We start from the raw sequence: 15,578 nt of genomic DNA on the forward strand, positions 1-15,578 counted from the left end.
CGCACTTTAATCTCCAATAGACATTGAATATTCGGTGATTTCTTATCCCCTCACCTATGTTAGAATACGACCACTTTTCCCTTGTGAATAAAATTTTATGAGACATTTAAAATCTCTTGCTCACGCTGTAGTGACATCATGTAAATATTCAATGCCAAATAGCAAATGACTTTCCTTCTGAGCCATGTATCTCATCTTACCTACAGTAAGAATTAAAAAATCTTCTTTGAAGAGCAGTTCCAAAATGGGGGCAATTTTAATATTAATCTCAATTTTATTGATTTACATTGAAATCTGCAGGGGAATGATTAGCATGAAAAAATTTAGCCTTGATAAGATCTTCACGTTAGAATAATTTAATTTTATAAGAAAGATTCTTTAAGAATATCCAAGCTTACCTTTTATTGATTACTCTAAATTCTGTGTTCTTTACCTCATTATTAAATCTCTTTATATTAATCTAAAATAATAAATCCTATAAAGCAGACCACACTTTTATATACCTATTATAATTAATATACCCTATATCCCACCTTCAATGAAGGCAAAGTTTATTCTTTACCTAATGCTCAAAATATAGCCTATTTGCAAACAGTGTACACTGTTTTTGTTCTTTCTTGCAGAAAGAACAAATAACCCTTGGTTAAAAATAAATTTAGAGAATAAATAAAATGATCTATCAAATTGAATATACTTACCCACAACAAGAGGCTATTGGGGCTATTGGAAGTTTTCATTTTGTTGAAGCAGTATCAGAGAAAATTGCTATGTATAAGGCACAAGCCTTTATTGCCGAGCAATTATATTATTATTTTGATCAGGATGTTGATTTTGAGATTAAATCAATTGAATTGGTGAAATAATTAAATCTCACAGCCTTAATTTATTAAGGCTGTTTTTTAGTTGAAAAATAGGGGGAATGATGAATATTTTAAATAAATTAAAAACTAGGAAAAATCTGTTTTAGCTGTAGTCATTATAAGTATTAGTATCATTGTTTAGTATAGTATGGGTTATAAAACGCGGCTTAATATTTTATCTCAATTAGGTAGTGCTAATGCAGAATATGAGCTTCATAGTAATTAGTTTTGCTTATGGGAGATGAGGAACAGAAAAAAGAAGCAGAGTTTTACCTCGCTATGCTGTCTTATTATAGCCGTTCCGAAATAGAGAAGCAGGATGGACTAAATAAAATGCAATCACTCGCATCTGAAAATTATTCTCCTGCATTAGTATTTTTAGGAGATGATCTTGCAAGATATTTGGTAAGAGATAATGATTCTTTGGGTCGTGCTAGAGCATATTATGAAAAAGAGTGGAATTTAGGAGAGGAGAATCGGGAATATACAAGTAGTGATATTTTAATAAAAATTTATCATACATATTCTCAGGAAGAGAAAAAATATATGTATCATTTATTAGAAAGAGCAAGATGTGGTGAACTTTCTGGATCTTGGTATGATGATGAGATTTATTGCTCACGTGATTTGGCAGACATTTACGTTGAGGTAGGTAAATATGATAAAGCCAGAACTATTTATGAAAAGATACTAGAATATGAGATGGATAATATGCATTCACTGTCTGGTTTAGCACAAATCTATTATAAAGGATTGGGCATTCGTCAAGATTTAGAAAAAGCGAAGGAATACTATGGTAAACTCTGCGATTTAAAAAAGCAGGAATATTGTGACCTATTCCGTGAAGTCAATGAAAAAATTCGTTAATTTTTCAACGGTTTTCTTATAAAAGACGAAATAAGGGAATTAAATTTATTAAAGCGTTTTCTTTAATGGGAAAACGCTTTTTATTGTGTAATTCTTGTAACTAAAGCTAATGAAGCCCTACTTTTCGGCGGATTTTTCTCATCAGTAAAAATACCCAAGGCCATAAAATGCCCGATGCGATTGCACCAAAAATTTCTTGCCAATTAAAGGTTGCACTATGTAAAAATAGTTCCACCAGAAAAATTAAAAAACGAATAACGAAAACAAAAATAATGATTAATAAGCTTTGAAACCACAGAGAAAGATTACGTAGTATCAGATGATTTTTGGCAATAAAATAAAAAGCAATGGATAGAACCAGCGCATGGATACCTAATGTTGAACCTAATACAAGATCCCATATTACCCCAGCCAAAAATGCGAGGCCGATATTAATTTTATTAGGAATTGCAAGTACCCAATAGGTCAGCACTAAAATTAGCCAAGCAGGTTTAAAGGCTTGAAATCCGATCGGCCAAGGGGCGAGTTCCATAACTAATGCAATGACAAAAAAGAATAGGATTGTTGCCCATTGAAAAATTAAACGCATCTGCATTAGTCTTCCTCTCTATGTTCTTGCTGTTCCGGTGAAATCATCTCATCTAGTGGTGCTTCAAGAGGAATTTCAGGTTCAGCCCCCTCTTTATTATTTTCTGTTATTGGTTCTTGAGCATCAGTAGTCATCTTTGTTTTACGCACAATAGTATTGGAGCCATTCGTTTGGCTTTCCAGACGTTTTTGCACCAATTCGCGAACTTCTTCCGGTGACATTGACTTCACTTTTGACATATCCAGACTGCTCGGCCATAGCAGAAGAACGTAACGTAAGCGATCTAAAGAGGCGAGGGGCTTAGCTTTTATAGTGGCAAAATAATTAGAACCATCACGTGATACATTTTGTACAATAGCAACGGGATAGCCTTCAATGAAGCGGCCACCCAATCCCGAGGTAACTAGCAGATCGCCTTTTTCAATATCCACGGAGCGTGGCACATTATCTAGTGTTAATTCATCAGTATGTCCTGTTCCGCTTGCGATTATCCGCACATCATTACGAAGTACTTGTACAGGAATGGAATGAGTAACATCTGTTAGCAATAGTACACGGCTAGTTTCAGCGCCAACAGAAATAATTTGTCCTATCACACCCTTCTCATCAATCACCGGCTGACCAACATAAGCCCCATCTTTTTCTCCCTGATTTATGACAATTTGTTGACGATATACGTCGGTTTCTGCTGTCAACACTTCGGCAATTTTTTTGTATTCATCGGTTCTTAATGGGGAATTAAGCAACAAGCGTAAACGTTGATTTTCAACCTTTAGTTGATCTAACAACAATAAATCTGCATTTTTTTCACGAAGTTGCTCACGTAAAACTTTATTTTCAATTTGTAGCTTGCCGGTATCAACGAAATTATCTGACACGCTATCCAATACTGTGCGAGGCGTATTTGCTAAATAGTATAAACCGCCAACCGCCGTTTCCATTACACTGCGGGCTTTATTCATTGAATTTTGCTCATCAGCCAAAATCAATGCGATAGAGGCAATGACAGTAAGAGTTAAACGAACACCTAAGGGCGGGGATTTACCAAAAATCGGTTTCATGAAAATACCTGAACTACAGATGACTTAAAACAAAAGTGCGGTCAAAATCAACCGCACTTTTATAGGTAATATATTAGATCTCGTCGCTAAAAATATCGCCACCGTGCATATCAATCATTTCTAATGCTTCACCGCCTCCACGAGCCACACAGGTAAGAGGATCTTCTGCAATGATGGCTGGTACACCGGATTCACGTGAGAGTAATATATCAATATTGCGTAATAGTGCCCCGCCACCGGTTAATACCATTCCCCGCTCAAAAATATCTGCAGCATGTTCAGGTTGGCATTCTTCAAGTGCGGTACGCACAGCCGCTACAATACCGTTTAAAGGCTGTTGGATAGCTTCTAACACATCACGAGAGGTCAATTTGAACGAACGTGGCGCACCTTCTGCAAGATTGTGACCATGCACTTCCATTTCTTTAATTTCATCGCCTTCTTGAATGTAAGCCGTACCTATTTCTTGTTTAATACGTTCTGCGGTCGGTTCACCGATGACCGAACCGAAAGTGCGGCGAACATAGGAGATAATGGCTTCATCAAAGCGATCCCCACCAATGCGTACAGAGGAAGAATAAACGATACCATTTAAGGAAATCACTGCAACTTCAGTTGTTCCTCCACCGATATCGATCACCATAGAACCCACGGCGGTAGAAACCGGTAATTTCGCACCAATTGCCGCCGCCATCGGTTCTTCAATTAAATAAACTTCACGAGCACCGGCACCAATCGCTGATTCTTTTATCGCTCGGCGTTCAACTTGCGTTGCTCCGGCCGGCACACAAACTAAAACACGAGGGCTTGGGCGCATAAAATTGCCACTGTGAACCTGTTTAATAAAGTATTGCAACATTTTTTCAGTAACGAAGAAATCTGCAATCACGCCATCTTTCATTGGGCGGATCGCCATAATACTTTTTGGCGTGCGACCCAACATTTGTTTCGCTTCTCTCCCTACAGAAGCAATACTCTTCAATGAGCCCATACGATCTTGGCGAATGGCCACAACAGAGGGTTCGTCTAATACAATGCCTTGTCCCTTTACATAAATCAGGGTATTGGCCGTCCCTAAGTCAATAGAAAGATCGTTTGAAAATAAACCTCGTATCTTTTTGAATAACATAATAATTCCGTTAATTTGAATGGATGAAAAATTTACTCATATTTGAGCGTGAAAAAATTGCGCTAAATGTACCAAAAAATCGCTATTGATAATAGTATTTTTACACTGAGTAAGGAAAAATGCTGTAAAAAATAACCGCACTTTCCCTATTATCTCTCGATCTTACTTAGCGACCATTCCCCTTTGGATAAAATATCAAGCTGTTGTTGGTGAAACGCTTTTAATGTTGAGCGATGTCCTACGCTGATGATAGTCATTGTCGGTCGTTCCTCTCTCAGTAGTCGATACATGGCATCTTCCAACCCTTCATCCATACTTGCTGTGGCTTCATCTAAAAAGGCGACTTTCGGTTTATGTAGCAATAAACGGGCAAATGCCAAACGTTGTTGCTCACCAAGGGAGAGAATTCGTGTCCAGTCCTGCTTTTGCTCAATGCGGGTAAGTAAATGCCCCAGTTGAACTTTACGTAAGGTTTCTTCCGCCGAAGTGCGGTCGATTTCTTCCACATTTTTTGGGTATGCCAATGCTGCCAGCAGGCTACCTTGCGGTAGATAAGGTTTTTGTGAGAGGAAAAGTTGTTCTTGAGGGCAATAAATTTTTCCTAGGGAATAAGACCAAAGCCCCGCAGCTGTACGTAATAAGGTGGTTTTCCCAACACCGGAATTTCCTTGAATTAATAGGCTTGTACCCTGTGGCAAAATAAGATTGAGATCTTCAATAAGTGTTTGTCCGAAGGGATTTTTTATACTTAAATGTTCGAAAATCACCTCATTTTCAGTCGTCTGAATTTTGGTTTTTGATTCTCTATTTGCCATATCAATGGCATAAGTAAAGCCGGTTAAGCGGTCAAGAGTTGCTTTATAGCCGGCAAAATTATCATAGGTATTACGGAAGAAAGACAAGTTAGAATGTAATTGACCAAATACCTGAAAAGTTTGCATTAAATCACCAAGTTTGATTTGTTTCTCAAAATATCGACCGACTTGAATTAATAGAGGAAAGACAACAGATGTTTGGCTGACCACCAAGTTGAAACCGGAGAATTTTAGCGTTCTAAATACAATATTCCACATATTAGCGATAACCGCACGGAACTGGCGATAAAGTAAATTTTGTTCGACTTTTTCACCGGCATAAAATGCAATGCTCTCCGCATATTCTTTAACACGAATCAGAGAATAGCGATAGTTTGCATTAAGACGTTCATTGGCAAAATTGAGACTGATTAATGGGCGACCAAGTCGAAATGCGATTAATGTGGTAAAGATGACGTAAGCAAAAACTAAAAAAACCATCATGTGTGGAATATTGACGCCAAATACCCGCATTGGTCCAGCCAATCCCCATAATAAAATTGTATAGGAAATCATGGAGGTGACGGCATCAATAACACCGGTGCTTAGTGATAATGTGGTTTTAACGTAAGATTGTACGTCTTGTTGAATACGTTGATCGGGGTTGTCTAGATTTGCTGATAGATATTGTGTTTTATAATAGGCACGATTTCCCATCCATTTACCGGCAAGTTCATCGTTTAGCCAAGTAATCCAATCAATCACAAAACGTTGTTCAATGTAATAGCTGATTAAATAGACAGAGACGGCACTTGCTGCAATGACACAAAATAAGCCCATTTGTTGCCAGAAGACGGGTTCATTAAATTCTTGTAGCGAAGTGTACATACTATTGTTCCATTCTGAATACACCAAGCTTATACGCACACTGACTAGGGTGAGTGCCACAATCAACAAGAAAAATAACAATGGCTTAATGCTACGTTTAGGTGAAAGGTAACCACCGGCAAACATCCAAAATTGTTTTCCCCAATGGGTAAAGCGTACGAGCAAAAAAATTCCGGCACTAAATGTGACTGAGGTAATCATGAGGGTTTTTAAAACCCATAGGAGGGAAGTGATCGCTTCTTGTCCGTAATCCATAAATTTATCCGAAAAAAATAAAAGTGCGGTCATTTTAGGCAGTGTTTATGATTAAGCAAGAAAAATTGTGATGAAGTTATCATTTTTTGAGTTTGATTAAGTTTTCAAAAAATCAAGTTGTTATAATCCGTTATAGGTAAATTTAGTTTATGAGGTCACTATGAGTGAAATTGCAATTACGATTAGTCTCCTTGCCCTTGTCGCAGTCATTGGTTTATGGATAGGGCATTGGAAGATTAGGGGCGTTGGTCTAGGAATAGGCGGTGTATTATTTGGTGGTATTATTGTTGCGCATTTTACTAATCAGTATGGGTTGAAACTTAATGAACATACTTTGCATTTTGTGCAAGAATTCGGCTTGATTTTATTCGTTTATACTATTGGGATTCAGGTTGGCCCCGGTTTTTTTGCCTCTTTACGCCAATCAGGCTTAAAGCTCAATGGGCTTGCCATTTTAATTGTTATTATTGGTTCACTGTCTGTTTTTATTTTGCACAAAATGGCGGATGTTCCCTTGGATATCGCATTAGGTATTTATTCCGGTGCAGTGACCAATACGCCATCTTTAGGGGCGGGACAACAAATTTTAAGTGAATTAGGTATGCCGCAGGCGACAGCCACGATGGGGATTGCATATGCAATGGCATATCCTTTCGGGATTTGTGGGATTTTACTTGCAATGTGGTTAATTCGTTTATTTTTTAGAATTAAAATTGATGAAGAAGCTCAACGTTTCAATAAAGAGAGTGGACAAGATAAAGAAAGTTTACATACCATTTCGGTAAAAGTAACCAATCGTAATTTAGACGGCATTACGTTAGTTGGAATTCCGGGGTTTGATGATGAAGACGTAGTATGTTCTCGTTTAATACGTGGGGAAAGTGCTATTGTTCCCAAAGCAGATACGGAAATTCATCTTGATGATATATTGCATTTGGTTGGTGATGAACAAGGTCTAAAAAAAATGCGTCTTGTCATTGGTGATGAAGTGGATGTTCCCGTTATTTCCACTAGTGGAGAAATTCGTGCAGAGCGGGTTGTTGTGACAAATGAGAAAGTGCTGGGGAAAAAAATTCGAACACTTCATATTCACCAAAAATATGGGGTGGTAATTTCCCGCCTCAATCGTACCGGAGTGGAATTAGTACCAAGTGGGAATACCTCGTTACAATTTGGTGATGTATTGCATATGGTGGGTCGTGCTGAGGTGCTTAATAAAGCCATTTCTATTATTGGTAATGCGCAACAAAAGCTCCAGCAAGTACAAATGTTGCCGGTATTTCTTGGTATTGGATTAGGTGTTTTGTTGGGATCTATTCCTTTCTATATTCCTGGTTTTCCTGTTGCCCTAAAACTGGGGTTAGCCGGTGGCCCTCTTGTTGTTGCTTTAATTCTTGCTCGAATTGGTAGTATTGGAAAACTTTATTGGTTTATGCCGCCAAGTGCGAACCTTGCCTTGCGTGAAATAGGTATTGTGCTTTTCCTTGCGGTGGTAGGTTTAAAATCCGGTGGTAATTTTGTTGATACCTTAGTCAATGGTGCAGGGCTTGAATGGATGGGATATGGTATGTTTATTACTTTCATTCCTTTGATGATTGTAGGGGGGATTGCACGTATCTATGCCAAACTTAATTATCTCAGTATTTGTGGGTTGCTCGCCGGTTCGATGACCGATCCCCCGGCTCTTGCTTTCGCCAATGAAATCAAAGAAGATAATGGTGCGGCTTCACTTTCTTACGCAACAGTTTATCCGTTAGTGATGTTCCTGAGGATTATCTCTCCGCAACTACTGGCAGTATTGCTCTGGGTGGCTTAGGCCGATAAAAAATGGGTTGCTTTAAAAAGCAACCCATTTTACTTAGTAAAAGTGCGGTCATTTTTGATGCCGTTTTTATTTTACTAAACCGCCACTGGCTTGGAGATCCGCATGATACGAGGAACGTACAAAAGGCCCACAAGCCGCATGTTCAAAGCCCATAGCATTGGCTTTGTCCCGGAATTCATCAAATTCTGCAGGCGGTACATAACGAGCAACCGGAAGATGGTGTCGGCTTGGCTGTAAATACTGCCCTAGAGTGAGCATTGTCACACCGTTATCACGTAGATCTTGCATCACGTCTAAAATTTCCTCGTTAGTTTCCCCCAAGCCAACCATTAAGCCTGATTTTGTTGGGATATTAGGAAACATTTCCTTAAATTCACGAAGGAGTTTTAGTGACCATTCGTAATCTGCGCCCGGACGAATTTCTTTGTATAGACGGGGGACATTTTCTAAATTGTGATTAAATACATCCGGGGGATTCTCTTTTAATTTTTCTAATGCTTGGGAAATTCGACCACGAAAATCAGGCACTAAAATTTCAATTTTAATTCCCGGATTCAATGCCCGCACCTCTTTTACACATTCTGCAAAATGTCCAGCACCACGATCCGGCAAATCATCCCGATCTACGGACGTAATCACCACATATTTCAATTTCATATCTTGAATCGTTTCAGCGAGTTTACGTGGTTCTTCCGGATCAGGCGGTAAAGGTTTTCCATGTGCAACATCACAAAACGGGCAACGGCGGGTACAAATCGCCCCCAAAATCATAAAAGTAGCGGTACCATGATTAAAACACTCATGTAAATTCGGGCAAGAAGCCTCTTCGCAAACCGAGTGCAATCCATGACGACGCATACCATTTTTAATATTTTCAATTTTCAGTGAACTTGCCGGTAATTTGATTTTCATCCATTCCGGTTTTTTCAGTAACTCTTGATTGGGATCAATATTTTTTACAGGAATAATGGAAGTCTTTGCAGCGTCACGATATTTGACGCCTCGTTCCATTTTAAACGGCGTTGACATGATTCTTTCCTAAAGAAAAATGCCTAAACTAGACATTTTTATTGTTAAAAATTCGTTACATTATAGCCCAAAAGTTCGGTAAAGTGTTTAATTAATTTAGGGGAGACGTTATCTAATGTTGCTTCTTCTTTCGAGATAAAATCGGCAAGTTGGCACATTTCTAAACCGGCATAGCCACAAGGGTTAATATAATGAAATGGCGTTAAGTCCATATTGATATTAAATGCCAATCCGTGGAAAGAACAACCTTTACGAATACGCAATCCTAATGAACAAATTTTCTTACCGTCAATATAGACACCCGGTGCATCAGGTTTAGGGTATCCTTGAATACCGTAATCCGCTAAAGTTTTTACCACTGCCTGTTCAAGTGCGGTCACTAATTGACGAACATTTAAGTCTTGATGGCGGCGAATATCGATCAACACATACATAATTTGCTGACCCGGCCCATGATAAGTAATTTGCCCACCACGATCGGATTGTACAACAGGGATATTAGAACTTTGCAGCAAATGTTCAGGTCTTCCCGCTTGCCCTTGGGTAAATACCGAAGGATGTTCTACCAACCAGATCTCATCTGTGGTTTCAGCATTGCGATTGTCCGTAAAACTTTGCATTTTATGCCAAGTTTCTTGATAATCCTGTAAACCAAGTTGGCGGACGATAAGGGGTAATTTAGCCATACTAAATCACCATTTTTACACCTTCAACTTTAGCGAGTTCTTTATAGAGGGTTTCCACTTGCTCGAAGTTTTGTGCAATGACATCAATAGAAACAGAATTGTATGTGCCTTTACTACTGCGTTTTTCTTTGGGGATATAGTCCCCCGGAAGATATTTTTGTACGACAGCAATTAAATCTTGTGCTAGATTCTCGCGGTTTATGCCGGCGATTTTAAACGTCATTGCAGCAGGGAATTCCATTAATTCTTTCAGTTTTTCGTAATCTTGTTCTGTTGCCATAATTGTCCTCTCTATTTTGGGTGAGATAAAGGGCAGATCTTAAATCTGCCCGGTTTGAGATAATAAATTCCTTTGTAAAATGGGGAAGTGCGGTTGAAATTCAAGGTATTTTAGAAAAGACTTTTTATCGTTAATACTAACCAATCCCAAGCATTGCCGAAAAATCCCCCTTCTTTGACTTCTTGCATGGCTTGTAAATTAACGACTGCAACGTCTTTGCCATCAAGCTGATAAATGACTTTCCCGACGACTTGACCTTTCGCTAAAGGGGCTTGTAAGTATTTGCTATCTAATTCGTAACGGGCTTTTAATTCAGTTTGTTTACCTTTTGGCACGGTAATAAAACTATCTTGTAATACCCCTAATTTCACACTACTTTCATCGCCGTAATAAACTGGTTGTTCTGAAATTTCTTTATTCGCCTCAAGGGTTTTTAAAGTCTCAAAATTCGCAAAACCCCATTGCAATAGTTTTTTACTTTCAACTTCACGACCTTTATAAGTTGGTACGCCCATTACAACAGAAATTAAACGCATATTGCCCGGATTTGTTGCTGAAGCTACGAGATTATAACCTGCTTGACTGGTATGACCGGTTTTCATTCCATCCACGTTCATGGTTTTGTCCCATAACAAGCCATTACGGTTAGGTTGCTTGATTTTATTAAAGGTAAAATCTTTTTCAGCATAGATTTTATATTCATCAGGCAAATCACGAATAAGATGTGTACCGATAATCGCCATATCACGTGCGGAAGAATATTGATTTGGATCATCTAAACCATGTGGAGTAGTGAAGTTGGTATTTTTTAAACCAAACTGTTGGACATATTTATTCATGGTGTCCACAAAGTTTAACACTGTACCTGAGATATGTTCTGCTAGTGCCACACTGGCATCATTTCCGGAAACAATAATTACGCCCTTGTTTAGATCTTGCACTGATACTTGTTGGTTCAGATTTAAGAACATTTTAGACGAGTCAGGGAAATTACGTCCCCAAGCACTTTCGCCAATGGTCACCATATCGGTATTGTGAATTTTTCCTTGTTTTAAGGCTTGCCCGACAACATAGCTTGTCATCATTTTTGTTAATGAGGCGGGATATTGGCGTTGATCCGGATTTAATGCAGCGAGTATAGCCCCGGAATGGTAATCCATCAAAACATAGGTTTGGGCGTTGACCTGCGGCGGTGTAATGCCATATTGCATATCCTCTTGCGCAATGGCAGTAGAAGATACCGCAATAATTCCAGAAAGAAGAGCAGTTTTAGTGAATTTAGCACTTTGCTTTAACATAGCATTTCCTTAATAAAATCTTAATTTTTATGAGTATAAACAATTAATGGCTTTTCACCGGCCATTTTTTGCAATTTTGCTTTTAACTGTGTGGTGAGCTGTTTATTTTCCAAAGGACCGAAATGAATTTCATACTTGCCATTACGATGATTGACTTCTGCATTAATATTATCAAGTGCAAGGCGTGTAATCATATTATTTGCCTGTTTTTCGCTAGGGAAATTTAGCATTTTTAACGTATATTGTTCCTTAGATGCTTTAGATTCATTTAAATGGCGCTTTCCTTCATTTTCTTCTCTCTTTACAAGGCGATTAGAAGCTGACGCTGTTTTTGCAAGCTTGGCAAGGGTTTTGGTCCCCGCCCCTGAAATATTGCCATTTGGTGCGATATGAAGAGCCTCAACCTTTACTTTTCCTGTTCCTCGTGCAATCAAACCGATTTCTTTTGCTGCCACATAAGATAAATCAATAATCCGATCATGGCTAAAAGGGCCACGGTCATTAATACGGACAATGGTTTTACGATTATTACGTAAATTGGTGACAAGTGCATAAGAGTTAATTGGCAGAGTTTTGTGTGCTGCAGTATAGAGATTTGAATTATAGGTTTCACCACTTGAGGTTCGGCGACCATTAAATTTACGATGGTAATAACTTGCTACACCGGTTTTGGAATAGTTTTTGGCCATTATGTGGCTTTGTGTTGTATAGGTTTTTCCTCTCACTGTATAGCTGCGAGGGGAGTGATGAGGCGTTGTTTGGTTGAGGTTCGCCCCCTTGATACCATATAATTTATTGGTATCATTTTTAGCCTGTGCCGGCAAAATTCCCATTGATATGGTCAAAAAAAGTGCGGTTAATTTTACAAATGTTTTTAATGTCATCAGTGAATTATTCCAGTTAAGTGTGTTGTATGTAAAGAACCTTAAAAACATCAATTAGTTCCCGTTCATAAATTTTGTGCGGTGTGTATGGATAGACATAACCAATCCAAAACTTGCCATAATTGCCACATAAGATGTGCCACCATAGCTAAACAAAGGCAAAGGGACACCTACCACTGGCAAAATGCCGCTTACCATACCAATATTTACGAACAAATACACGAAAAAAATTAATGTTGTAGCACCGGCCAAAATTCGCCCAAAAGAGGTTTGGGCATGAATGGCAATCATTAACCCTCTAATAATAATAAAGAGATAAATAGCAATTAAAATGCCAAAGCCTACCATGCCATGCTCTTCGCTCATGACGGCAAAGATAAAATCAGTGTGAGGTTCTGGCAGAAACTCCAATTGAGATTGTGTGCCTTGCATCCATCCTTTACCCCAGATCCCCCCAGAACCAATAGCAATTTTAGATTGTAAAATATGGTAGCCCGCCCCAAGGGGATCTTTTTCCGGATCAAGTAGTGTCAAGACACGGGTTCGTTGATAATCATGCATTAAATAAAGCCACATAATGGGGATAAATCCGGCTAATCCTACAACCGCAGCAAAAATTAACCACCAACTCATTCCCGCGAGGAAAACAACGAACAATCCGGATGCACTGACTAATATTGATGTACCTAGATCGGGTTGAATCGCCACTAATAAGGTAGGGACAAGAATCATTGCAATAGCAATAAAGGTTTCGCTTAACTTAGGTGGAAGCGGGCGATTGCCTAGATAAACCGCTACCATTAAGGGTACCGCTAATTTGACAATTTCCGAAGGTTGAAAACGGATAAAACCAAGATCCAACCAACGTTGTGCCCCCTTACTGATTGTTCCAATAGCATCAACTAAGATGAGTAAAATAAATCCGATCAAATAAAGATAAGGGGCAATTCGTTGATAAAACTTAGGTGGCAATTGGGCCATCACGAGTAGAACGATAAAACCGAGGCAAACTTGGATAATTCGATTGCGGAACATTGTTTCACTTGCACCGGAAGCACTATAAAGCACGAGCATACCATAGCCTGTGATCGCGATAAGCCCTAATAATAACCAAAAGTCTAAGTGTAGCGGCCTCCATAAACGAAGCCAAAGTGGTGTTTTTTCTTCCATTATTCTATTTACCTATTTTCTCTATTTGGCATTTCATTTGCTTTATGAGGGGGATTTTCCAAATTTACTTTATGTTCAATTTCAGGTAAACGTTTGTTGAGATAGTAATCCATAATTTTGCGAACCATTGGGGCGGCATTACTCGAACCGCTGCCTGCATTTTCTAAAATAATCGCAACTACAATTTTGGGATTTTCATAAGGTGCGTAAGCGGTAAACCAAGCATGATCATGTAATTCTTTTTTCAACCCTGCTGCATTATATTTTTGGTTTTCTTTCAAACTGAATACTTGTGCTGTACCGGATTTCCCTGCCACATGATAATTTGCCCCAATAAAGGCTTTACGCCCTGTACCCGCCCCGGAATGTACCACATTAAACATTCCTCGTTTAGCGGCATCCCAATAAGCCTGTTTAGGTTCGGTGATATCTTCATAAAGTAAAGGATCTTGATAAGGTTCAATAATTGCCCCTTCCACTGACTTCATTAAATGCGGTGTATTAACTTTGCCATTATTGACTAAAATTGCAGTAGCTTTGGCAACTTGTAATGGGGTGGCGGTCCAATAACCTTGTCCGATACCCACTGAAATCGTATCCCCTTGTACCCATTGACGTTTATAACGTTTTTGTTTCCATTCTTTGGTTGGCATATTGGCTGACACTTCTTCATTGATTTCTATCCCTGTCGGCATACCAAAACCAAAGCGTTTCATCCAAGAGGATAAGCGATCTATCCCTAGATTATAAGCAACTTGGTAGAAGTAGGTATCAGAGGATTCGGTAATTGCCTTGTTTAAATCTGTGTAGCCATGACCTGATTTTTTCCAGTCACGAAAGCGTTTTGTGGTGTTGGGTAACATCCAGTAACCGGGGTCGAAAATCGTCGTATGTTGAGTAATCACATTTTCCGTTTGTGCTGCGACAGCAATAAATGGTTTTACCGTTGAAGCAGGAGGATATACCCCTTGTGTTGCCCGACTATAAAGCGGACGGGCGGGATCTTCTAATAAACGTTTATAATCGGCACTGGAAATGCCATCTACAAATAAATTATTGTCGTAACTTGGCGTTGAAACCATGGCTAACACACTACTATCTTTGGGATCAAGAACCACAACGGCTCCTTTTTGTCCGCTCAGTAAATCGGTAATGTAACGTTGAAGTGCGAGATCAATGGTTAGGTGAATACTTTTTCCTGCAACAGCCGGCTGTTCACGTAATTTACGAATCACTTTACCACGATTATTAATTTCAACTTCTTCAAAACCGGTTGTTCCGTGTAATTGATCTTCATAGTAACGTTCAATTCCCAATTTTCCCATATCATGAGAGCCGGCGTAATTAGCAAATTTTTCGTTCTTTTTTAGCTTCTCAACATCTTTGTCATTAATTTTCCCGACATAACCGAGAATATGTGTCATGACATCGCCATATAAATAGTTACGTTTAAAATAAGGGCGAACTTCAAGACTTGGAAATTGGTACTGATTCACAGCAAAACGAGCAATTTGCTCTTCCGTTAAATTCGGTTTAAGCATGATAGAGGTGTAGCGGGAGCCTCTGCGACGCTCTTTTTTAAAATTGTCGATGTCTTCATCCGTTAAGCCAATAATATAGCGAAGCTCATCAAAAGTGCGGTCTAAATTTTCCGTTTTTTCAGGCACGATATACAACCCAAAAAAAGTGAGATTTTCTGCTAAAAGCTCACCGTAGCGGTCGTAAATTAACCCACGAGTAGGGGGAACGGGTAAAAGTTTGATTCGATTGCCGTTGGAGCGAGTTTGGTAAGTATCAAAATTAACCACTTGAAGGTGATAGATATTGGCAAATAGCACGCCCGTAAGTGCGAGAATACCGATAAACGCGACTAGAGTTCGGCGTACAAAAAGATTCCGTTCCGCTTTTTTATCACGAATCGGATCATTTGTAGGAGATGAGAAGAATTTCTTAAAATTCATCT

The 15,578-nt window shown here is 38.9% G+C and carries 14 protein-coding genes; 3 read left to right on the plus strand and 11 right to left on the minus strand.

The annotated features are described in order from the left end of the window. The first annotated feature begins 671 nt into the window (after positions 1 to 671). On the plus strand, positions 672 to 863 hold the full coding sequence (locus BKK54_RS05130; protein WP_077542057.1) for a hypothetical protein: 192 nt from the start codon (positions 672 to 674) through the stop codon (positions 861 to 863). Between the two features lie 231 nt (positions 864 to 1,094). Further along, positions 1,095 to 1,727: a tetratricopeptide repeat protein gene (locus BKK54_RS12010; RefSeq protein ID WP_077542058.1), complete on the plus strand. Its 633-nt coding sequence runs from the start codon at positions 1,095 to 1,097 to the stop codon at positions 1,725 to 1,727. A gap of 106 nt (positions 1,728 to 1,833) precedes the next feature. On the opposite strand, the gene mreD is transcribed toward BKK54_RS12010, so the two are convergent. The 4 genes from mreD to BKK54_RS05155 all read right to left on the minus strand — a co-directional run bounded on the left by mreD (position 1,834) and on the right by BKK54_RS05155 (position 6,443). Beyond that, entirely contained in the window at positions 1,834 to 2,322 is a 489-nt protein-coding gene (mreD, locus tag BKK54_RS05140; RefSeq protein ID WP_077542059.1) for a rod shape-determining protein MreD, read from the minus strand. Next, entirely contained in the window at positions 2,322 to 3,377 is a 1,056-nt protein-coding gene (mreC, locus tag BKK54_RS05145; RefSeq protein WP_077542060.1) for a rod shape-determining protein MreC, read from the minus strand. Before mreC ends, mreD begins: the two co-directional genes overlap by 1 nt. A 73-nt stretch (positions 3,378 to 3,450) precedes the next feature. Further along, a complete protein-coding gene (locus tag BKK54_RS05150; protein ID WP_077542061.1) occupies positions 3,451 to 4,506 on the minus strand; it encodes a rod shape-determining protein in 1,056 nt (351 codons plus the stop codon). A gap of 149 nt (positions 4,507 to 4,655) precedes the next feature. Beyond that, the gene (locus BKK54_RS05155; protein WP_077542062.1) at positions 4,656 to 6,443 is read right to left on the minus strand and encodes an ABC transporter ATP-binding protein/permease; all 1,788 of its coding nucleotides are present in this window, start codon (positions 6,441 to 6,443) and stop codon (positions 4,656 to 4,658) included. Positions 6,444 to 6,603: 160 nt separating this feature from the next. Between BKK54_RS05155 and BKK54_RS05160 the strand changes: the two genes are divergently transcribed. After that, the gene (locus BKK54_RS05160) at positions 6,604 to 8,259 is read left to right on the plus strand and encodes a putative transporter (protein ID WP_077542063.1); all 1,656 of its coding nucleotides are present in this window, start codon (positions 6,604 to 6,606) and stop codon (positions 8,257 to 8,259) included. 75 nt (positions 8,260 to 8,334) lie between these two features. Here the strand turns inward: BKK54_RS05160 and lipA are convergent, their stop codons facing one another. The 7 genes from lipA to mrdA all read right to left on the minus strand — a co-directional run bounded on the left by lipA (position 8,335) and on the right by mrdA (position 15,576). Next, positions 8,335 to 9,297 (minus strand): lipoyl synthase, encoded by a 963-nt coding sequence (lipA, locus tag BKK54_RS05165; protein WP_077542064.1) that lies wholly within the window; start codon positions 9,295 to 9,297, stop codon positions 8,335 to 8,337. Between the two features lie 44 nt (positions 9,298 to 9,341). Then, entirely contained in the window at positions 9,342 to 9,983 is a 642-nt protein-coding gene (gene lipB / locus BKK54_RS05170) for a lipoyl(octanoyl) transferase LipB (RefSeq protein WP_077542065.1), read from the minus strand. A 1-nt stretch (position 9,984) separates the two neighbouring features. Next, positions 9,985 to 10,263 (minus strand): DUF493 family protein YbeD, encoded by a 279-nt coding sequence (gene ybeD / locus BKK54_RS05175; protein WP_077542066.1) that lies wholly within the window; start codon positions 10,261 to 10,263, stop codon positions 9,985 to 9,987. Between the two features lie 110 nt (positions 10,264 to 10,373). Further along, on the minus strand, positions 10,374 to 11,561 hold the full coding sequence (locus BKK54_RS05180) for a serine hydrolase (protein WP_077542067.1): 1,188 nt from the start codon (positions 11,559 to 11,561) through the stop codon (positions 10,374 to 10,376). Positions 11,562 to 11,581: 20 nt separating this feature from the next. Then, positions 11,582 to 12,445, minus strand: coding sequence for a septal ring lytic transglycosylase RlpA family protein (locus BKK54_RS05185; RefSeq protein WP_077542068.1), 864 nt, complete (start codon positions 12,443 to 12,445; stop codon positions 11,582 to 11,584). 54 nt (positions 12,446 to 12,499) lie between these two features. Then, a complete protein-coding gene (rodA, locus tag BKK54_RS05190; protein ID WP_077542069.1) occupies positions 12,500 to 13,615 on the minus strand; it encodes a rod shape-determining protein RodA in 1,116 nt (371 codons plus the stop codon). 8 nt (positions 13,616 to 13,623) lie between these two features. After that, positions 13,624 to 15,576 carry a penicillin-binding protein 2 gene (gene mrdA, locus BKK54_RS05195; protein ID WP_077542070.1) on the minus strand — a complete coding sequence of 651 codons (1,953 nt, stop codon included), beginning with the start codon at positions 15,574 to 15,576 and terminating at the stop codon, positions 13,624 to 13,626. Positions 15,577 to 15,578: the final 2 nt, after the last annotated feature.

It is taken from the genome of Rodentibacter genomosp. 1 (genome assembly GCF_001999285.1).
Taxonomy (GTDB): Bacteria; Pseudomonadota; Gammaproteobacteria; order Enterobacterales; family Pasteurellaceae; genus Rodentibacter.